The sequence below is a fragment of the Pseudoalteromonas amylolytica genome, assembly GCF_001854605.1.
GTDB classification, from domain to species: domain Bacteria; phylum Pseudomonadota; class Gammaproteobacteria; order Enterobacterales; family Alteromonadaceae; genus Pseudoalteromonas; species Pseudoalteromonas amylolytica.
In genome coordinates this window covers 216,750-238,520 of sequence record NZ_MKJU01000035.1, presented here as the reverse complement: position 1 = coordinate 238,520, position 21,771 = coordinate 216,750, and the positions used below count along the sequence as shown (strand labels likewise).

The window sequence follows — 21,771 nt, the reverse complement described above, 5'->3', positions numbered from 1 at the left end:
GTGGCCATTATACAAACAAATAAACTGCGTTTAAAGATCCGCAATCATCTCGCTGAGTGTCCAGCTTTCAACCACGCCTTCACTGCTTAATGTGAGCAAAGTATCATCCACAATCACCATATCCAGTAACGTTGTTCCTGAACTATGCGTATCTATTTGCCAACTTTGCATTTCTTTGCCAGAAGATGTATCCCAGATGCTTAATTCAGACTTAGGTGTAGAGGTGATCAGCCAAGGCGTTTTGGGAATGAACAACGCCTGTCTAAACCACTTAAAACGTGTGATATATGCAAGCTCATTCAGCACTTGTCCATCATCAATGGCCAGTACCTGTTGGGTTTTCAGACTATCTGCAACAAATATCTTATCACGCTCATTCGATACGCTGACACTGCTCAACCTAGAGGCATATTCTTGCTGGTAGTAGCTTTGCCCTGTTTGCATATTCCAAGCGTTCACAACTCCATCGTGTGACCCCGTTACCATCATGAGTCTGTCCTCAATAATATGTATCGCTATCACATTACTACTATGAGGCATAAATTGGTTCATCTTCTCGGTATTTTTATCGGCAATAGAAACTGAACCATCCGTAAACCCAATAGCGACTAACGCGCCGTTATCTGACATGGTCAATTGTGATATTCTCGCCAGCTCGTCCACCCCAGAAGCTCTCAGTGTGCCCTGTAAAGTGCCCTCAGGTACATTCCAAAACTGTACTAACTCGTCACCTGCCACCAGCAGTTGTTGTGAGGGTTTATGTAACACTATTGCGCGGATTTTGTCAGGCAGTTGGGTTTCACTCAAACTCATTAACACCCGTTTACTGGTTGTGTCCCACAGCGCTAGGTTTGGCCCTTCCACAACAAGGAGCAACTGCTCACCATCGTACGATAACTGGCCGCGCAATACCAATGCATCACTGTATTGATGCCTAGAACTTGGGTGTGTGCTGGTAGGGTCACTACACCCTAGCAGCAAAAATACCATAACACTTACCAGCAACCACCTAACCATGTCATGTTCCTCACACCTAAAGTGTTTTTAACTGATTGAGATCCCAACTTTGCAGCATTGCGTCACTGTTTAGAGTATACAGCTTACCGGTTTTAGTAGCATGCATTGACATAATGGTCGCCCCTTCTCTTTGTGTGGCGATGGTCCAAGTTCCTAGCTCATCACCTGTTTTAGTATCCCACAAACTTAAGTGTGATTTAGATGAAGAGGTCGCCAATAAAGAAGCGTTGGGAATAAATTGCGATTGTCTAAATACTTTAAAACGCGCAGAATAATTAAGCTTTACAACCTCCTCACCACCAACCAAGGTTTTAACGTGCTGAGCGTTTAAGCCATCAGACACAAAAAAGCGTGAAAAGTCCGAGTCGGTCGTTAAACTTGTTACCCTATGAGCAAATTCTTTTTCAAACAGTGACTTTGGAGAGCCAAATTGCCATAGCCCCACTTTGCCATCCTGAGCGCCAGTTAAAAATAGCTCCCCTTGTTTACCAAAGGCCATAAAATCAATCGGTCTTGAATGAGGTTTAAAACGGTTGTTAAGACGGGTGTTCAGATCGGCCATATTTAAAGACCCGTCTGTCATTGCGATGAGTACACGACCATTATTAGGTGAAAGCGCGATATGACTGATAGTCGCCATTGGATCAACGCCCGTAAACTGCACTTTGTGGATAAAGCTTCGACCTGAGACCGACCATATCCCCAAAGTGTCATAATTTGCCACTAACAATAACGAGTTGTCTTTGGATAATAACGCGTGACGAACAGGCTTAAGTAACTGCTTTTGAGGAATTTGGTACTCTACTTGTTTTGATGCTGTGCGCCATACCGTCACCTGCTCAGACAGTGTAACCGTTAGCAACAAACGACCATCGTCAGATATTTGACCAACCAGCAAGGGTTCTTGCTCAAACTGGTGGATCACCCCCTCTGACAACTTAAGATTTTCACCACATCCAGCTAATAGTAATAAAAACAGTGTGGTAATCACGGTATACCAACGCATATTACACCTCTAAAAAGCTTACCGCCTCGCAATACACAAGTATTGCTTTAAACAACTAGCCAGAAACTGCAAGCACAGTGCCAATCTCACAAATTTACAAGAGTGATGTGTGGCTGTCATCCACCACCACAAGCAACACAGTGTGTGAACGTTCATCATATGCATGTAGAGTATCACGTTAGCATCGCGTAAGCACAATTAAGGCCGCGCAAGAATCAGTCGCTATGCATAAATTGTGAAGGTGGACTACATACCGAGCCAATCAACGATTAAATTGCGTCATTAACCAGTCTTGAAATACTTTTACTTTCTGCCAAGAGAAATGTCTTTGCGGCCCAACTAAAAAATACTGATAGTGACACTGTAACTCAAAACCTGGCCATATTTTTAGCTGTGACAGTGCAACATGAGACTCGATTAAGCGCTTTCTAAGCATACCTACCCCTTGCCCTGCCAGTACCGCCTGAATAACCAATGCGGCGTTATCAATTTCCAAAAATCGCGGCAGCTGCTCTGTTGCAATATTCAACTCATCCACCACACTTTGCCATGCGCGCTCTGCATCGGGGCATATATCCATGATTAATTGGCTTTTAAGTAGTTGAGGTTTCAGCGGTGCCGATTCATCAAGCATGCCAGTTTTATACACCAATAGCATTTGATCATCTCCCAGCAGCTCACTGTGTAAATCTGGATAATGACCTTCACCAAACCGTAGCCCTATGTCTGCTTCGCCTTGTTCAAAGTCAGCATGTCGATCGCTTGGATCGATACGCAGCTTAATACCTTCACTATTTTGACTGAACCCCTGTATTCGCGGGAGCAGCCAGCAAGCCGCAAAAGATGGCAATACCGAGATATTTAGCGTTTTAGGTTCAGGGTCTTGTGCTAAAGCCCCTAACCCCGCCTCAATATGACCAAAGGCAGACAATACATGAGGCAGTAATTGCTCGCCTTGTCGTGTGAGCGACACCGCTCGGGTTTGTCTGACAAACAGCTCACATTGCAAATGTTCTTCTAATGCTCTTATTTGCTGACTAATCGCCGCCTGAGTAACAAACAGTTGCTCAGCTGCGAGTTTAAAGCTGCCAAGCTCGGCGGCGTGCTTAAAATACAACAAACTTTTTAAAGGAGGTAAATTCATAGCCTGCCAACAGTTAAGAAAAACTTAATCATAGAGCATTTTTTATCGTTTGTCAGCGCACGCCCAAACCTCAATACTCTTAGCAAGCCCACACAGTAACAAGAGAGTAAATTATGAAAACCTTAATCATGCTATTATCACTGCTATTCACAGCCACATCTTTTGCCAATACCGCGCCTGTGGAGCGTCTTAACACCACAGAAGGGTATCCATATAAGAATGTAATCTTCAAGGCCGAGCGAGTAGAACTTCATTATAGTCAGTTAGATGACAAAGTGGAGTGTAAGGTAGTGGTCTCCGATAAAATGCGTGTCTATAGCAGCGAAACGCAACAAGTGAGCCAGAAAAAGTTCTCACGTTCGCCAATGGCGGCATGTTTAACAAGACGCACAGCAAAACAAATTCTGGCTAAGTTATAGCGTTAATATGCAAGATACGAGTTGGTCCTTTTAATACGCTCACAGCCAAATAAAAAGGACCAATCCATTAGATTTTATGAACTATGGCTGTGGTTTTACTGCATCCAACCAATGATGAAAATCTTGTTCAAAAGTAGCAGAAGTGCTTTGCAAGATGTCATAGCTTTCATCACTGCTTAGCACATCACACGGGTTTTCACTTTCTCGCCCAATTAATCGCGTTAACATCTTCATGCCCGAATCATTACTGATAATATAGCTAAGCCAAGACCAACCGCTGTAGTACAACCTACCCATATCTACACTGCCCCATTGGGATTCAGATTCTAACAATGCGTAAATATCATAGGGTGGACTTTGCAACGCTCGCGGGTCTGGATTGAACCTAAGTACGCCATCTTGTTTGCTGACATTCTCAAGCAACTGAGCCATCCCCTCGTTCAACCACCTTGGTGTTAAGCCAATCAGCCTTAAGTTCATGGCATGAACTGCCTCATGCACCGCCGTTGCAACGACTTGTTCATCATTTTTATACTCAATAAACGCTGAATTGCTACCATGAAAAAAGACCCCCTGACTGGCGCGAGGATCAAACCCATAGCGAGAGGTATAATCTTCGTATTCGGCTCTGCTGGATAATATAACTAAGTTTAAATTGATAAACTTAGATGCTCGCTCGCCCAAAAGTTGCCCATATAACTGATGCACTAAAGCTAGTCGCTCAATGAGCGCATCGATTGTCTGTGAACGAATATTTTTATGATATACGCTCAACTGTGTGTGCGCGCCAAACACATGTTGTACTTTAGTAAACTCTTGTTCAATTGAACCTAACCGTCGTTTCGATGCCGCTTCTTGGCGCTTAATAAAGTCCTCCATATTGCATTGTGGTTGTTCAACAGGCGAATTAGTAGTGCTGTATGAGGGTTGCTCTGATGGTGTTTGGGTCATGGTGAGCGGCTCACTTTGTTCCAGCTTGAGCACTGGTGGTGTATTACTGGCTCTAGAAAGAGGCTGATTCTCTAAGCCAAAATCCCCGTAATAATAAACAGCCCACAGAATAAGCGCCGCTAACAAAGCATAAAAAGTCCGCCTTTTAGGATTATTCGCCAAGCTACTTCACCAAAAATATAAAGTTGTACTTTAAGCTACCAGCAAACACCACGAAATCAAAGTGCACTTAATAGGTCTTGTTATTTCAGCCTTCTATTCAAAAGTTGCTCAAGTAAAATTAAAACTCATAAAGGGATTGCAACTTTTATGGGTACTTACATACAATCAATTATTTAAGCAAAAATGTCAGCGCTCTGACAATGCAAAAATACCGCAATTTCAATCATGAATATCGCGCAAATAAACGTAACATAGCACCCACAAGCAATAAACAAGGATATCAATGCAAGATCTAACACGAGGGCCGATACATTCACATATACTCGCGATGGCTGTTCCCATAGCGATGAGTATGCTGGTGCAAACACTATACTTTATTATCGACTTATACTTTGTAAGCGCCCTTGGCGAGGCTGCCATTGCCGGTGTAAGTACAGCGGGTAACTTATTCTTTTTTGTATTAGCACTCACACAGATTTTTAACGTTGGTTGCGCGACGCTTATTGCTCACGCTATTGGCCGAAAAGACAAATCACAAGCTAACAAGATATACAGTCATAGTCTTTTTTATGGCGTGATTGCCACTATGCTCGCTTTGGCTATTGGTTATCTATTTGCACACCACTATTTTGCAAGCACGGCGGCTGATCAAGCCACCTATCAGGTATGCCTTGACTATTTTTATTGGTTTTTGCCCTCTTTAGCACTGCAATTTATTTTAACCGTGATAGCAGCCTCCATGCGTGGTTCGGGACTCGTTAAACCCTTTATGTTGATGCAAATAACAGCTTTACTTATCAACGCACTGTTATCACCCATTTTCATCACAGGCTTAGGACTATTTACACCGATGGGCGTGAGTGGTGCAGGCTTTGCTAGCTCTTTGTCTGCCATGCTCGCGCTGCTCATGACGGTGATTTATCTCACTAACAATCGCAATACCTTACAAGTCGAAAAAGCCAACCTTACCTCAGATTGGGCAACACTGAAGCAATTATTAAAGGTGGGTGTTCCTGCGGGTAGTGAATTTATGCTGACCTTTTTTTACATGGCTGTTATCTACTGGGCGCTGAGCGACTTTGGGGCACATCAACAAGCGGGATTCGGACTGGGTAGCCGTATCATGCAATGTTTGTTTTTACCCGTTATGGCAATCGCCTTTGCAGCGCCTGCAATTGCAGGCCAAAACTTTGCTGCGGGCAAATTAAAGCGCGTTTATGTAACGTTTAAAATAACCACTTTAATAACAGTACTGTTTATGGCGCTAATCAGTGTGTTGTGTATTAGTGTGCCGCACATCTTTTTTAGTCCTTTTAGTGATGACCCTGATGTGATTGAAGCCGCAACCACGTTTTTAAGCTATGTTGGTTACAACTTTGTGCCAGCGGGGTTTGTGTTTGCTGCAGCGGCTATGTTTCAAGCTTTTGCAAATACGCTACCCGCCCTACTTGGCACCACAATACGCGTAGGCAGTTTTGTCACTCTGCTTATGTACTATTTAAGCCAACAAGCCCTTACAGTTACTACGATGTGGACAATCTCAGTGGTCACCGTCTATATCCAAGCGCTGGTTGTAATGGTGCTATTACGTGTTGTACTGAAAGACAAAATATTCAATAAAGCGCATAAGCGAGCCAATAAGATCGTTACCGCGGCCGCATAAGGCTCATTAAGGCCCTGAATCACTCAGGGCCTTGCTTCGTTATTCGCACAAAGCAGCGTCATAGTTATCAACATATTCAGAGATATGATCAAAGTAGCCATCACTGAGAATCGCGGTTGTGCCGTAATGCCCAGCATCGCTGCCGATTGTAAAGCTGTTTTCACTGCCAAGCCCAGCTTCAATGAAAGCTTCAGCATCTGTTTTAGCGTTACCATACGCACGCACAATGTTTAAACCTTGCGCCCTAAACTTGTTGATTTGGTCAATCTTGTACTCTGCCGTCTTAAACAAGCTAGTTTCATTGCTAAGCGATGTTCTGAGCACACCTTCAGGTAACCCCATCCAGTCTAACCAACTACGTGTACCTTTTGCATACCAGTACACGCGCGCGGTTAAATACACAGGCTGGTAGCCAAGGTCCATATAACGGCGAACCAAACTATAAGCGCCATCACGCGGATCAGCTCTATCAATGCCTGTGTAATCTCCAATTTGCTCCGCGTCTGACTTAGTGAGTGTGCCATCTATATCAAACAGTACCGCTGGCGTGTTTGGGTCAACAACGGTCACAAATCCTTCTGTACCAGAGCCATCTGCTGGCACGCCTGCATAAATGCGGTATTGGCCTGCAGGCAAAGGAGGTAACGTAGCGAATGCTTTGCCATCACCATTAGTGACTTGTTCTGACAAAAACTGCCACTGATTATCTTGCTGCGAGCGAATATAGAAGCGCACTGTTTCATATTCCAGATCTTTATGAGATACCGCGCCATAATCAAACTTTGCTGTAATTGTTGCACTGTTGCCCTTAGCAACCACGACGTCATGGATCATATGAAAACTTGGCAACCATGTAATAAAACGGTTAAGCCCATTACGGTAGCCAGTATCAGGCAATTGCGGTTTAGGGTAATCTACTTCCATCCATGTTGGATCTGCGCATTGCGGGAGTGCCTGCAGGTTAAATGCTGAAATTGTTAGTAAAGTTGCCACTGATGTGGCTAAGCACGAAGTCTTCATTTTTAATCCTATGTATTCTATTGGAGTAAATACACTATAGACATAAGGTTAAAATTTTATTAACGAAAGATGAAAAATTCAGCAATTCATATTAGTGTCATAATCGATATAACAAAAATTTATGAGACAATACGGGCCTGTGGGCCTTCTCGACCCATCACAAAAAATTTACAACTCACCACGTAAACCATACAATGGCAAAACGATGATATTTTGAGCACACACATGGATTTTAAAACCAAGATAAATGGTCAAAGACATTACGGCCAAAACCCCAATGCTAATGTTGCCATGAGTTTGGAAAGTGATAGAGGTCGCATCATTAACAGCGCAGCACTGCGCAGGTTACAGCAAAAAACACAGGTTTTTCCATTAGAACGTAACGCCGCGGTTCGATCACGGTTGACCCATTCGCTCGAAGTGCAACAAAATGGCCGTTTTATCGCACAATCTATTATCAGAGAATTAAAAAAGCGGGGTCTTGCGCCATCGTTACACACAGAGCTTGCCAATGCTCTCGAGACCTTAGTTGAAATGGCGTGCCTGATGCACGATATCGGCAACCCTGCGTTTGGTCATTTTGGAGAAGCAGCAATTAACGATTGGTTTAGTCGATACTTCTCACAACATGCCGTTTATGGCACCTATGTGCGTCAGTTTAGCAACGCTACACAACCAACATTAAGCTGTATCGAAGAAAAGCTGCTTTATGACCTTTGTCATTTTGAAGGCAATGCCCAAGCAATTCGAATCGTTCATTCGCTTTCAAGTTTGAACTTAACTTACTGCCAAGCTGCCAGTATTTTGAAGTACACACGCTGTGGTACAGCACCCCGCCCTGACTCAACGCACCCACAAAGCTACCTGCAAAAGAAAGTTGGCTATTACTACAGTGAGCAGTCATATGTGCAAACTATGTGTGACGCACTGCATATGGAGTTGGGTCACCGCCATCCAGCGTCGTACATCATGGAAGCCGCCGATGACATCGCGTACTGCCTTGCTGATATTGAAGACGCGGTTGAAAAAGGTCTGATATCCGTTGATAAACTCGTCGCCGCTTTAAAAGAAGAATACACACGTGCGCATAGTGAGCTGCCGAATGAGCTACAGCGAGAGCCCGAACTTATGGCTAAAAAGTGTGAAGATGCCATCAAAAAAGCAGGTAATAACCAAACCAACTTTGATAATGAGTTTTTTATCTGGCTACGGGTGTCACTGGTTCACCCTTTGGTAAAACACGCAACTGTGCGCTTTGTCGATAACCTAGAAAGTATATATAACGGCAACTTCAACAGCGCACTACTCGAAGATCGCAGCTATCAGTTCGCCATCACCAAAGCGCTTAAAAATGTCGCATTTAAATATGTGTTTTGCCATAAAGAAGTTGAGCAGTTGGAACTGCAAGGATACAAGATTACCTCCGGAATACTCAGTGAATATCAAAGGTTATTAGATTTAAGCGCCGATCAGTTCTCACAAGTAGTCAATAAACACAATGGATTACCTGTAGAAAGTAGACTACTTAACCGAATCTCAGGCAAATTTGTCGCCGTTTATCAAAAGACGCTAGCGTCACTCAGTGATACGCAAAAGCAAAACCCTGTGTTTGAGTTTTACTACCGTTGTCGCCTTATTCAAGATTTCGTCAGCGGTATGACCGATCAGTTTGCTTATGACACCTACAGAACCTTAATGGTCGCGGATTAAATCAACACCGTCGGTTGTATAAGCATAATCTCGACCACAAAAAGCCGAACAACGCCTTGCTGTTATGTCCAGTTACGAACATATTTAATGGGGTTCGCCCCATTCATTTTGGTTAGCAAGGAGATCTTATGGCTACACAACACAATATTGAACACATCGTTTTGCTGATGCTAGAAAACCGCTCATTAGACAATTTACTGGGCTGGCTGTACGAAAATGATGTGCCAAACTTGAATATACCCTCATTAAAACCTGACGAACGAGCCTATGACGGGCTACAAGGCTTAGACTTAAACGCACTTACAAACCATGCAGAGCACTTGAGCCAGCCACCCGTTCGTGGTGTATCCGGCCTTACTATTCCCAGCGTTTCACCTGGTGAGAGCTTTGAGCAAGTTAACATGCAACTGTTTAACACCGACACGCAGGCAAGTGTTGATACACACCCAACCATGAATGGCTATTTAGCTGATTATGTCAGGGTTTTAAGAAAAGACGCACATGAGAGGGGTTTATCTGAGCAACAAACCACAGAAGAGGTCAGTTTTTATGCGCCTCATATCATGGAAACACATAGCCCTGTGCAATTGCCGGTTTTAAATCAGCTGGCCCGTCATTACGCCGTGAGTGATCAATGGTTTTCATCCGTTCCGTCACAAACTAATACCAATCGCGCTTTTTCTTTAACGGGCACATCTCAAGGCTTAGTAAACAACGGATATTTAGAAACCAACCCAGATGCAGAAATGGTGGAAGAAATACTTGGCATGGGCTTGGGTGATGACCGATTTTTGCATAAAACCATTTTCAATGCGCTGGAAGAAAGTGGTCAAAGCTGGAAAGTATTTTGGGAAACCAGCATGATCCCCGAGAAGATATCTAAGCTGCTTAATTTGATCTCATCTCAGTCAGTTGATGAAGTTCAGCAAAAAATTGACCATGTTATCAGCCAAATCGACTTAGCTACGGGCGTCTTTGATACGGTATTTGGTACTAAGCTCAAACAAAGATTGGAAAGTATTCGCGCCTTGCTGCCAAAACTTGTGCCAATCAAAGACTACTTAGCAGAGCTTAGCTCTGGTGAGCTTGATTCTTGTTATACCTATCGACTTTTCCCCGCACTGCAAAAAGATATCAACGATCTAGAGAGCCACTTTGCTAAAATAGATGATTTTCATACCATGGCGCGTGATGGCAACTTACCCAAATTTAGCTACCTTGAACCCTACTGGACCATTTCAGAAAGCGCCGTTGATAGAGGGGTTAAAACACTCTTTACTGAGATGGGTAACGATTACCACCCACCCGGCAACTTAAATGTGGCCGAAAATTATGTGCAAGCGGTGTATGAGAGTCTTACAGCTAACCAACAAGCATGGCAAAAAACGCTATTTATCATAACCTTTGACGAACCTGTCGGCGCTTATGACCATATCCCTCCAGGCCCTGCAACACCACCGTGGGGTGATGGAGAGCCCGATTTTGAACCCACCATTGGTTTTGATGGTAAACCCAAGCCACTGTTGCAAAACGGTTTCAAGTTTGATCGCCTAGGGGGTCGCGTGCCGACCTTATTGATTTCTCCGCATATTGCGCCGTCTACCGTGTTTCGCTCAGACACCAACACACCGTTTGATCACACTTCAATGATCAAAACCGTTTTAAAGCTGCTGGGCCATGAAGAAAAAATTGCCGAGTTTGGTGAACGCGTCAAACACGCCCCCACTTTTGAAAATGTGCTAAACACCAGCGAGTTGCGAAACGATGCCCGTGAAGTGGACTTCCTGCAACGTGGCAAGGCTATCGGTCAACCACTGTGCTATTACGACCGCTTCTATCTAAAAAATCAAAATGGAGATTACATCTGCCACAGTGAAGAAGCATTAAAAGTCAGCTACATTACGCTACCAAGCGGACTGGAGCAATTTAATCTAGATGTTGGCCTAAGCGCTTACTTTCCAACCGTGAATACACAAGATAAACGTGTGATCTTCTACGCGCAAAAAAGCGCGGACCGCCCTTATCAAGGGCCAATAAAGCAACATGATGTGATCAAAATCATTTCAACCGAAACGCAGCAAAGCACCCACGTAGTATTAGGTGCATGGCGAGACTCTCATGATTGTTATTATTTCAACGACTACCTACACGGAGACAATAACACCCGCCAACAATGGTTGGTCGAGCAAATTAATGGCGAAGAAACGCTTACCTTTGGGACTCAAGTAAAACTTGAAAACAACTGGTTTAGTGATCAAAGACTCGCCCATGACGATCGTTGGTTGCAAGGAAAATGGCTCAGCACCACCCGCATTGGCGACACTTGGACGATAGAGCCTGTTGAATAAATCGTAGATACACGTCGAACACTGTGCGTTGCTAAGCGTCTAGTTTGGCAACGTCAATTTGCCTACAGCTGCTTAATATCAGTGATGAGCTGAAAAGAAAATATCCCTTCGTGCATGCTTGCTCAGCTCTTCGTCAATGAGACATAGCCGTATATTTTGGCACGTCACTACCTCTGACTGTTAACACTCATTACCTTTGGCTTAGCTGCCATGGAAAGCTCATCCCTGAGCATTAGGATTTGGAACTGCTAAAAGCAATAAGCATTGCTTAACACACTATGACAGACAAATATGGAAACAAAATGGAGACACATGACTAACTTGAAAGTTTACATAAGCTTTATATTTTTATCTAAAACACAAACATAAAACTGAACGCAAGGTGACTGATTTTTATTAATATAAATATATTTCGGCAATTTTTCTCTATAAAATTTTAATTTAATGTTTACATTTAATAAACATAGTTGTATTATCTGTTTCGCATTAAAAGCATTATCTCCTTTGAAAAGTAGATATCGCTGATACCAATAAGGACGTTGGTGGTGTTTTATCTTCCTTAAAGCACACTGTTTAGGTGTTGTTATTTTAGTGGGCCCTATTAGGGCCCACTTTTTTTGTGCCTTATAAACTTCATATCTTACAACCTCATATAGTGATATTATAAAGCTAAACACACTTTCCAGAGCTATTATGCCTTTGAGACAACCCGTTTCAGTGCTAGTTGTGATTTACAATGACGCTGGCAAGTTTCTACTTATACAACGCGCCGATGATGCCGAGTTTTGGCAATCCGTAACAGGTGGTGTTGAACACAATGAATCTCCCTTACAAACCGCACATAGAGAGTTAAATGAAGAAACAGGTATTGATGCACAAGCGCTCGGCATTGAAATTGTCGACCATAAGCGCACCAATCATTATGAGATAAGAGAGTGTTGGCGACACCGTTATATTGCAGGCGCGAAAATTAATACCGAGCATGTGTTTAGTGTTTGTGTTCCTAGCCATATTGAAGTAATACTCGACCCTAACGAACACACTCAGCACCTGTGGTTAAATCAATCGACAGCAGCTGATAAAGCTTGGTCATCCAGTAATGCAAAAGAGATACGTAATATTACCGTATAGAATTTCACCGATTGCTTTTTCTAAAATAATCCTCCTATAATGAACCCAATTAAGATACAGAACACTGTGATGAGGTGCAGTACACAGCGATTATTTGTAATATTTACCAACCGCCCTGTTACGCTTGGTTTCCCTGAGTTTTTTAGGGAATAATACGTTTCAGAGCCTACCCTAGGCGGTGTTTTAGCGCTGGCTACTCACAGCGCAATACACAATAATTAATCGTCAAAGCGTTTTTTGCGAGGAATACCATGGAACCATTTAGTCAGATTTTAGAAGTCTTATTTAACATTGAAGTTGTCTTGCTTATTTTTGTGCTGGTGGTGCTCAAAAGCAGTATTAAGTTCGTACCACAAAACAGAGCTTGGATGGTCGAACGTTTTGGTAAATATCAATCAACCAAAGAAGCGGGCCTAAATTTTATCGTGCCATTTATCGACCGTATTGCAGCTGATAGGAGCTTAAAAGAGCAAGCAGTGGACGTGCCTTCTCAATCGGCTATCACCAAAGACAACATTTCATTGATAGTCGACGGCGTACTCTATTTCAGGGTACTTGACCCATACAAAGCGACTTATGGCGTAGATGACTACATTTTTGCAGTAACCCAGTTAGCGCAAACCACCATGCGTAGTGAACTTGGTAAAATGGAATTGGATAAAACCTTTGAAGAGCGCGACTTGCTCAATACCAATATTGTTGCCGCCATTAACAGCGCATCCGATCCGTGGGGCATCCAAGTTTTACGCTATGAGATTAAAGACATTGTGCCACCCAATTCGGTAATGGAAGCGATGGAGGCGCAAATGAAAGCCGAGCGTGTGAAACGCGCGCAAATACTTGAATCAGAAGGTGATAGACAAGCTGCGATTAACGTGGCCGAAGGTAAAAAACAAGCGCAAGTACTTGCAGCTGAAGGTGAAAAAGCGGAGCAAATCTTAAGCGCCGAGGGTGAAGCCCAAGCTATTCTCGCGGTTGCACAAGCTCAAGCTGAAGCGCTACGTAAAGTGGGTGAAGCCGCCGATACGCAAGCTGGGCAAAAAGCGATACAGCTAGACCTTGCAACAAAAGCTATCGCCGCCAAACAAGCGATTGCTAAAGAGTCTTCAGTGGTGTTATTACCAGATTCTGGCACCGATGCCAGCTCGCTGGTTGCACAAGGCATGGCTATTATTAACTCTATAAATAAACAACAAAAAGGGTAAGTGAATGGCGTTCATATTAGACAACTTGGCGCAATCGCTCATTGTATTGGGGATCTTAGCGCTGGTGATTGAAGTTGCAGTGCTCGGGTTTGCCACATTTGTTTTGCTGTTTTTGGGGCTATCACTGATTTTTTGCGGCACCATGATGTATGCTGGATTACTGACTGAAGATTGGCTCACGGCACTTTGGGTCAATGCGTTATTGACGTTTGTGTTGGCTCTATTACTTTGGAAGCCTTTACTTCGGCTACAACAGTCATCTAGTGGCAAAGCGCTAAGTAGCGATTTTGCCGACATTGATTTTGTACTCGAAGCCGATCTCGACGAAAACAGCAAGCAATATCACAGCTATTCTGGCATTCAATGGCAACTAAAAAGCGAACAGCCCCTCAGCAAAGGCACTCGCGTTAAAGTCGTTAAAAAAGACGTCGGTGTCATGTGGGTTAAAGCCATTTAGCAACCATCGGCAGTACATCACTGCCAGCGCTGCTCAATCATAAACGCTGTGATTTAGTCATGGTGCGTGTGAACATGACCGTGGTCGTGCAGTAGATTGTCTAATGCCATGCCTGTTGGTTTAAATGAATCGTTAACTAGAGCACGATAACAGCCCACCACCCAAGGAAAGCTATCGGTAATGTAATATCCATATTGGCCATTTTTTTCCATACCATTACATTCATCTAGATCTCCCGAACCTGCAACATACTCCCAGTCTGAGCGAAACTGGCCATCATAATTGTCGCTGGCCACCTCTCCTACACTACCTTGTGGCGTTTGATAGCCACTAACATCTTGCCTCTTGCCACCATTGTTTTTCAGTGCATAACTCGCTCTTGCTTGGCGAATAGCGCCATCGATTTCAATACAAGGCCCATAAATTGGAAAGCCATCTGCAGCAAACCCTATCACAGGAGAGACCACTTGGCAGCCTTGTCTAAACATGGCTTTTGGATTGCCGTGATAATGATAGCGCCCGTTAGGTTGGGGGTGGGCGTTGTGGCTGTCTGTTCCAAAGGAGTTTAGCGGTGACATCGGGTCATAACGCCACGGGTGGTCACTTTGATTGGCCCCACAGCCTATCTTTTCTCTGCCTAAAGGCTCATTCCCCACACCATAACAGGCCGCCGCCATGATATCCACACTAACCCCATTTAAGAAAATTCCGTTTGATACACCAATTTCAACCGCTGTGGTTGAACTAGACAAAACTGGCACTACGGGTACGCTGTAACTGGCAGACTGTTCACTGACGTTGGTCGCAAATTGCGCTTGAGCATCGTTAAAGTCATGATTAGGAATTTCATTGACGCTAAAAGTACATTCATTGCCATCACTGGAAATCGAAATGTCAGCGCTAAAGTCCAAACCTCTTTGTATATCAATCACAAAGGACTCATAGTTGCCGACGTATGATACGCAAGAGGTATTTTGCTTGGTGAAGATTGCATTGGTGATATCCTCAGTTTGTGAAGTCGCTTGCGCTGCGCTGATGATGACTTCATCTTGAGCACTGTGTTCACCATCCGATACCGTCAAACTAATTCGGTATATACCTTCAACATCAGGCACCAAAGAAGCGCTAATCGAAGTGCTATTTTGGATACTTGCTTGGCTATTGTCGGGGCGCTCAAGCATACTCCATTGATAACTTAAGTCATCGCCATCATCATCGCGACTGGCACTGCCACTGAGCGTCGATGTTTGACCAATGCCAACATTCTGATCAGCACCAGCACTTGCTACCGGCGCACTGTTAGTCGTTTGGCTCGGTTGCTCCGAGTTGTCTGATGACTGCGTATCGGTTTGACTATTTGAGCTACCACACCCACCTAGCCACATCGCACTCATAAGCGCAATTGCCCGCGCACACAACTGAAACTTGTCAGTAACTTGAACTTTCATAACCCCTCCAAAACATCTTTGATCATTTGTCGACCACTTTAAGTTAGTGTGTAAATGAGGAATAAATAAGGAAGTATAAAGCTGCTGTGCTTTGGTGTGGTTGTAAGTGTTACAACCACACCGCCAAGCGTCGTGTGACTATGTCTAAAGCAACTGCTTTGTTTTAATAAAATCAACCAACTGCGTCGCTATTTCTTGATGTTCTTGCTTGGTTGGATGCCAAACACAACCACTCAAAGCCGAGCTAAATGGTTGTGAATATAACTCAGTTATCCCTTGCTCGTTGAGCTGGGCAATGGCCTCATTGGTTGCGGGGATGATCAAATCATAGGGGTAAGCAGGCCTTGGCATCATTAAAATTGGTTGGTTTGGATAGCGACCTCGTAGCGTTTTCACAAACTCTACCATGCGCTTAATCCACGCTTGTTTAACTTCTTGAATGTCGGCCCAAGGTTCATGGGCTTGAGGATCGGTACTAAAGTCATTGGTGCCCACCTCCAACACAATTAAATTCGGAAACTTATCTTCAAAACTGCGTGTATCTTCAAAAACTGCACCCGCTTTATCGTAGTAATAAGGTAAAGTGTGGTGTGGTTGATTACCACTCCAGTTGCGAATAAGACCAAGGCCTGATGCAGACAACTGCGTAAAACTGGCATCTAGCATTTGCGCGCTCACGTATGGAAACGCAAGCCGTGCGTTACTGGTCGCTTGTACTTCTGGCCATGTACAGTCGCGTTTATTAGATTCACTACCAAAGCCTGCGCTAATTGAATCACCAATATATAAAATATGCTTTTGTTGCTGCCACACTCCTGCCAATTGCCCATCTACTTCGAAACTTAAGATCTGGCTAAAGTTTGCGGTATCTTCTGAGCGCTTTACCACCTCAATTTCAACGTCAGCAACATCTTGTTGATGGAATAAGGGGTAAGTTTGCGGTTGACCGCTGTAGTCGGTAACGATCTTTTTGTGTAGTTTGCCATCAACCAAGACATCAAATTGATTTCCTAAACCAATCAAAGTCATCGAGAGGCTGCGACCTTTAAGCTGGGTTTTAAAGTTACTACCTGGCCAGTTGATATTGACCAGCCCCAAATCGTAATGCTTGTCCGTTCGGCCTTCATAACCAATCGCGTGATGAGTTGCGGGTAAAGTGGCCCCATAAGCCAACGAACTGCTAAGCAATAACGAAAGTAAACCTGCCTTGTACATGTTGTTTGTTCCTTAGTTAGGTTAAAAATACAACATAGATTTTACTTCCCTACGAGGCAATCGAGTTTTCTTCATGTTAATAAAACCCGCAAACATAAAGGGCACAACGCATGCTTTCATAGTCACATAAGCTTTGGAAAATAAGCCAACACACTCAGAAGCTGGCTGATACTTAACAACAAACGTAATATACCGTTAAGAGAAACAGCTATTGTATGTTACAATCTCACGATATTTTTTACTGTAAAATTCACAATGATTAAAAGATTATTTATCCTATTGATTACATTAGGTTTAGCAGCATGCGGTGGCGGTTCTTCAGAGCAACCCAAATCGACGCCTTCCTCTGAGTCAACCACACCTACACAACCAGATACATCTGGAGAGTCTAGTGACGAGGACCAAATCAAAATTGTAGAAATAGGCGCACCAACCGAGGTCAATGAGCGTGACACCATAACCATTCAGCCAACAGTCGAGGCCCAGAACATTGAGAATGTGTTTTACATATGGGAGCAAACTGATGGCCCATTGATCAATATCCCCCATGCCGATAAAGATGCTCAATCTCTTGAAATAGTCGTACCGAGTATTTTCGAAGACACCACACTATCATTTAAATTGATAGTCGGAGGTGATAACGTCCCTAACACCATCACCACTTTTGATATAAAAGTAAATGCCTATCCTGATCTTGATTTAGAGCGTATTACGGATGAAAACTTGCACGACTGCATCTACTTTAGAAACCTATATTATCCGGTTCCCGCAGCGGTAGATGCACATATTAAAGTATTAGAGTGTGAGTATTACGACATAAAATCCCTTGCAGGAATATCACAGATTGTAGGCTTGGAACAATTAACGATCAGAAATGCTAAGCTTGAGGACATTTCAGAGCTGATTAACGTACCAACATTGAACACCTTAGAGCTTGAATACGCAACAGCAGACGGTGCTGACACAGCCACACTTATCACGCAACTTGAGCAATTAAGCCAACTAAGTTCGCTCACAATAACAAACCTAAACAGCACAGATATTAGTTGTAGCAATATTAACTTCGACAAACTCTCAAGATTAGATACGCTTAAATTGAGCCGTTGTGGCGAGTCCGAAACAAACGGTGTCGTCATTTCTGATCAGACGCTTAGCAAGCTCAAAACTCTTGTTCTGAAGTCGGTTCAGCTCAGCGATGATACTGACCTAAGTAAGGCCATAGCTTTGAGAGGGCTATACCTATCCTATTCTAATATCTACGATTATAGCTTTTTAGAAGCACTAACTAACCTCAGAGCGTTTGGGTTAGAAGAAGATACTTCATTTGATATGCGAGTTTTCCCTGCGCACAGCAAACTAAAATATCTACATTTTATAGATGTTCAGCTTACCCATACGAACACAGCTGCAGCTCTTACAAATTTAGAACATATAACGCTTGTGAATGTCGAGGTAAATTCAATAGACTTTTTAGCTGGCTATCAAAAATTAAAGATAGCCCAACTATATGCCAATACAGGGATAACTTCTCTTGCTCCCCTACTCCATACAAAAGAACTCAATATGTTAGAGATTGTGCAAAGCAATCATATCGACTTTTCAGTGATACAGGAAATGACATCACTTACATATTTGTTGACGAGATCTGGCTCCCTAGGAGAAAAGAGCAGTATTGATACAAATTGGTTAGCTGGACTGCCAAATTTAGCTTTTGTGGACATTGACCCTGAATTTTTTGACGGCAATGCTTTCAACGGCTTACAAACAATGCACCAGATTAGTATTACAGCTAATACCATTAGCTCGCTACCCAACCTCAGCACGATGCCCCTGGTCACAAAATTAGAATTAGAGGCTGACAACCAGCAACATAACATATCATCTTTGCAAGCTCTCGGTAAAAACGAGGTCATCCGTACTCTAAAACTTGCCGGGTTAAAGGACTTAACTGATTTAACTGGCCTTGAGCAGCTTACTAGTCTTGTATCTTTAACATTGAAAGATTTGTCCGTCTCAGATCTCAGTGCGATTGCGAAGTTAGAAGAGCTAGATTTCATCAGTATCACGGGAGCGGAAGAGCTTTTCAATGTTGATGTGTTCGCACAGCTTCCTCGGTTAACGTACCTTGAAATTCACAACAGTAAAATTACCTGTGAAGATGAAGAAAAACTACGCAACTTAGACATTGAAATCATATCGTTACGTAACGAGTGTGTTTCATCCAAAGAAAATTAAACATGATGGAACTTTTTATTAATTTGGTAGCCTATTAAAAGGATGCTACTAGATTTCTAATCTATAAATAAAACGCCAGAGCTTGCTCTGGCGTTTTTGTTTTTATTAAATCGTCCCATATAAAAAAGCCACCTTAAATCCTAAGGTGGCTTTACATTGCTGGGTGTTGCCAGCCACCTAACAGGCTGGCTTGCAATGACTAGGCTGCCTGCTCTTGCTCGTTTTGCTGAGCATGACGGATTAAATAATCAAAGGCTCCGAGACTGGCTGTGGCCCCCGACCCCATTGCAATAATTATTTGCTTAAATGGTTCGGTGGTCGCATCTCCCGCGCCGTATACGCCCGGCATGGAAGTGGCACCTTTGTTGTCTATTTCTATTTCACCAAATTGCGTGAGGCTCACTTGTGAGTCCTTTAAAAACTCGGTGTTGGGCACAAGGCCAATCTGTACGAATACTCCTGCCAGTGTCAGTTCATGACTTTGCTGTGTCACCCTGTCGGTATAACTCAGCCCAGTCACTCGCTTTCCATCTCCTAGCACTTCTGTGGTTTGTGCATTTTTGATGATGGTTACATTACTTAGGCTGTTAGCTTTTTTGATCAATACCTCGTCGGCACGCAAACTATCTGCAAACTCCAGCACGGTGACATGCTCGACAATGTTCGCCAAATCAATCGCCGCTTCAATACCCGAGTTACCGCCGCCGATGACCGCCACGGGTTTCCCCTTAAACAGTGGGCCATCACAGTGCGGGCAATATGCCACTCCTCGTCCTTTATATTCGGCCTCACCTGGCACATTCATATTTCTCCAACGCGCACCGGTTGCTAAAATGATGGATTTTGCTTTGAGCGTTGCGCCGCTTTGTAACTCAACATGCAGTAGCTGGTCACGATACACTTTAGCCGCGCGCTGTCCTGCCATCACATCCACATCATACTGTTTTACGTGTTCTTCGAGTTGTGCAACCAGTTTTGGCCCTTCTGTGGCTTTAACTGAAATAAAGTTTTCAATGCTCATGGTGTCGGCCACTTGGCCGCCAAAACGCTCAGCAACCACGCCCGTATTTAGTCCCTTACGTGCTGCATACACAGCCGCTGATGCGCCAGCAGGTCCACCACCCACCACCAATACATCAAACACTTCTTTGTCATTTAGCTTAGCCGCTTGTTTAGCCGCAGCGTTTACATCCACCTTATTAAGAATGTCAGTGAGTGTCACTGCGCCTTGAGAAAATAGCTCACCATTTAAGTAAACCGCAGGTACGGCCAATACGTTGCGCTCACTCACCTCGTCTTGAAACAATGCACCATCAATCATGGTGGTTTTGATTAACGGATTAAGTGCCGCCATCAAGTTCAGTGCCTGAACCACCTGCGGACAGGTTTGACAGCTCAATGAGATATACATTTCAAAGTTCAATTCTGACTCTAACGCCTGAATTTGTGCGATTTCATCCTCTGATGCTTTAGCAGGATGCCCTCCACTTTGCAGTACCGCCAAGATTAATGAAGTAAACTCATGCCCCATAGGCACGCCCGCAAACTGAATATGTGTCTCACGCTTTGGTGAGTAGAGCGTCATACTTGGCCTGCGTACTTCGGTGTCTGGGTTGTTTGTTACAGTGATTTGGTCACTTAGCGATGCTAAGTCTGCCGCTAACGCCTCTAATTCTTTAGCTTTGTTGCTGTCATCGAGTGCAATGACCAGCTCAACAGGATCTTTTAGGGCGCTGAAATGGCTAGTAAGTTGATTTTTGATATTTTGCTCTAACATGCTCGGTCATCCTCACAGCAATTGAAAAAAATGGGGTGGGTGCACCACCCCGTTTGAGTCTGATTTAGATTTTGCCTACTAGGTCAAGTGAAGGTGCTAATGTTTCTTCACCTGGCTGCCACGAAGCCGGACATACTTCACCATCATGGTTGGCAATGTATTGTGCTGCTTGCACCTTACGAACAAGTTCTTTAGCGCTGCGGCCAATACCTAAATCGTGAGTTTCAATCACTTTGATTTCACCTTCAGGGTTAATCACAAACGTACCACGTAGTGCCAAACCTTCTTCTTCAATCATTACACCGAAGTTTCGGGTAATACGGCCTGTCGGGTCGCCAATCATTGGGAACTGAATTTTTTTGATGGTTTCAGAGGCATCATGCCAAGCCTTATGCGTGAAGTGTGTGTCTGTTGATACTGAGTAAACCTCTACGCCCATCTCTTGTAGCTGCGCATAGTAATCGGCTAAGTCACCTAATTCAGTTGGACACACAAAGGTAAAATCCGCTGGGTAGAAAAATACAATTGACCATTTACCAAGTAGATCCTTTTCGCTCACATCAACGAAATCGCCGTTGTGGTAAGCAGTTGCATTGAAAGGTTGAATTTTTGTATTGATCAAAGAAGTAGTCATAATTTCACTCTCTTAGTTTTGTTTAATGTCGATATCGAGCTGTGTTAGCCAGCCCGCCTTGCTTGATTACTAAGATAGAGGTGTTGACCAATTAAATAAAATAGATTGTTTGAATTGGTTTAATCAATTTTTTAGATTGAAGGCTATTTTAACGATGACTAAGTGATCTTTTATCGATTGTTTTGCATAGAAGTTATAACCATCGTCGTGGCTGCGGTATACTCGCACA

The 21,771-nt window shown here is 43.5% G+C and carries 17 protein-coding genes; 8 read left to right on the top strand and 9 right to left on the bottom strand.

From position 1 onward, the window contains the following. Nucleotides 1–30: 30 nt before the first annotated feature. The 3 genes from BET10_RS20265 to BET10_RS20255 all read right to left on the bottom strand — a co-directional run bounded on the left by BET10_RS20265 (nucleotide 31) and on the right by BET10_RS20255 (nucleotide 3,167). Nucleotides 31–1,017, bottom strand: coding sequence for a WD40 repeat domain-containing protein (locus tag BET10_RS20265; RefSeq protein ID WP_070987800.1), 987 nt, complete (start codon nucleotides 1,015–1,017; stop codon nucleotides 31–33). A gap of 16 nt (nucleotides 1,018–1,033) precedes the next feature. Further along, nucleotides 1,034–2,023, bottom strand: coding sequence for a WD40 repeat domain-containing protein (locus BET10_RS20260; RefSeq protein ID WP_070987798.1), 990 nt, complete (start codon nucleotides 2,021–2,023; stop codon nucleotides 1,034–1,036). 262 nt (nucleotides 2,024–2,285) lie between these two features. Continuing rightward, complete coding sequence (locus BET10_RS20255; protein ID WP_070987796.1) at nucleotides 2,286–3,167, bottom strand: LysR substrate-binding domain-containing protein; 882 nt, start codon at nucleotides 3,165–3,167, stop codon at nucleotides 2,286–2,288. A gap of 113 nt (nucleotides 3,168–3,280) precedes the next feature. On the opposite strand from BET10_RS20255, the gene BET10_RS20250 reads away from it, so the two are divergent. Next, complete coding sequence (locus tag BET10_RS20250) at nucleotides 3,281–3,586, top strand: hypothetical protein (RefSeq protein ID WP_070987794.1); 306 nt, start codon at nucleotides 3,281–3,283, stop codon at nucleotides 3,584–3,586. An 81-nt stretch (nucleotides 3,587–3,667) separates the two neighbouring features. On the opposite strand, the gene BET10_RS20245 is transcribed toward BET10_RS20250, so the two are convergent. Next, nucleotides 3,668–4,699 carry a hypothetical protein gene (locus BET10_RS20245; RefSeq protein ID WP_139158585.1) on the bottom strand — a complete coding sequence of 344 codons (1,032 nt, stop codon included), beginning with the start codon at nucleotides 4,697–4,699 and terminating at the stop codon, nucleotides 3,668–3,670. Between the two features lie 283 nt (nucleotides 4,700–4,982). Between BET10_RS20245 and BET10_RS20240 the strand changes: the two genes are divergently transcribed. Next, nucleotides 4,983–6,362: an MATE family efflux transporter gene (locus BET10_RS20240; RefSeq protein ID WP_083330630.1), complete on the top strand. Its 1,380-nt coding sequence runs from the start codon at nucleotides 4,983–4,985 to the stop codon at nucleotides 6,360–6,362. A gap of 39 nt (nucleotides 6,363–6,401) precedes the next feature. Here the strand turns inward: BET10_RS20240 and BET10_RS20235 are convergent, their stop codons facing one another. Then, nucleotides 6,402–7,382, bottom strand: coding sequence for an LNS2 domain-containing protein (locus BET10_RS20235; RefSeq protein ID WP_070987790.1), 981 nt, complete (start codon nucleotides 7,380–7,382; stop codon nucleotides 6,402–6,404). A 225-nt stretch (nucleotides 7,383–7,607) separates the two neighbouring features. Between BET10_RS20235 and dgt the strand changes: the two genes are divergently transcribed. From dgt to BET10_RS20205, 5 genes are all read left to right on the top strand, one after another. Continuing rightward, a complete protein-coding gene (gene dgt / locus BET10_RS20230) occupies nucleotides 7,608–9,092 on the top strand; it encodes a dGTPase (protein ID WP_070987788.1) in 1,485 nt (494 codons plus the stop codon). 128 nt (nucleotides 9,093–9,220) lie between these two features. Then, nucleotides 9,221–11,440 (top strand): alkaline phosphatase family protein, encoded by a 2,220-nt coding sequence (locus BET10_RS20225; RefSeq protein ID WP_070987787.1) that lies wholly within the window; start codon nucleotides 9,221–9,223, stop codon nucleotides 11,438–11,440. 693 nt (nucleotides 11,441–12,133) lie between these two features. Next, complete coding sequence (gene nudB / locus BET10_RS20215; RefSeq protein ID WP_070987783.1) at nucleotides 12,134–12,571, top strand: dihydroneopterin triphosphate diphosphatase; 438 nt, start codon at nucleotides 12,134–12,136, stop codon at nucleotides 12,569–12,571. A gap of 251 nt (nucleotides 12,572–12,822) precedes the next feature. Next, nucleotides 12,823–13,776 (top strand): SPFH domain-containing protein, encoded by a 954-nt coding sequence (locus tag BET10_RS20210; protein WP_070987781.1) that lies wholly within the window; start codon nucleotides 12,823–12,825, stop codon nucleotides 13,774–13,776. Nucleotides 13,777–13,780: 4 nt separating this feature from the next. Further along, nucleotides 13,781–14,233, top strand: coding sequence for an activity regulator of membrane protease YbbK (locus BET10_RS20205; protein ID WP_070987779.1), 453 nt, complete (start codon nucleotides 13,781–13,783; stop codon nucleotides 14,231–14,233). A gap of 53 nt (nucleotides 14,234–14,286) precedes the next feature. Here the strand turns inward: BET10_RS20205 and BET10_RS20200 are convergent, their stop codons facing one another. After that, nucleotides 14,287–15,681, bottom strand: coding sequence for a YHYH protein (locus tag BET10_RS20200; protein ID WP_205987560.1), 1,395 nt, complete (start codon nucleotides 15,679–15,681; stop codon nucleotides 14,287–14,289). 144 nt (nucleotides 15,682–15,825) lie between these two features. After that, nucleotides 15,826–16,896 carry an SGNH/GDSL hydrolase family protein gene (locus BET10_RS20195; protein ID WP_070987777.1) on the bottom strand — a complete coding sequence of 357 codons (1,071 nt, stop codon included), beginning with the start codon at nucleotides 16,894–16,896 and terminating at the stop codon, nucleotides 15,826–15,828. Nucleotides 16,897–17,151: 255 nt separating this feature from the next. Here BET10_RS20195 and BET10_RS20190 point away from each other — a divergent pair, with 255 nt between their 5' ends. Then, nucleotides 17,152–19,131, top strand: coding sequence for a leucine-rich repeat domain-containing protein (locus tag BET10_RS20190; protein WP_070987768.1), 1,980 nt, complete (start codon nucleotides 17,152–17,154; stop codon nucleotides 19,129–19,131). A gap of 199 nt (nucleotides 19,132–19,330) precedes the next feature. On the opposite strand, the gene ahpF is transcribed toward BET10_RS20190, so the two are convergent. Both ahpF and ahpC read right to left on the bottom strand, forming a co-directional pair. Continuing rightward, on the bottom strand, nucleotides 19,331–20,908 hold the full coding sequence (ahpF, locus tag BET10_RS20185; protein WP_070987766.1) for an alkyl hydroperoxide reductase subunit F: 1,578 nt from the start codon (nucleotides 20,906–20,908) through the stop codon (nucleotides 19,331–19,333). A gap of 64 nt (nucleotides 20,909–20,972) precedes the next feature. Continuing rightward, complete coding sequence (gene ahpC / locus BET10_RS20180; protein ID WP_070987764.1) at nucleotides 20,973–21,542, bottom strand: alkyl hydroperoxide reductase subunit C; 570 nt, start codon at nucleotides 21,540–21,542, stop codon at nucleotides 20,973–20,975. Between the last annotated feature and the right edge of the window lie 229 nt (nucleotides 21,543–21,771).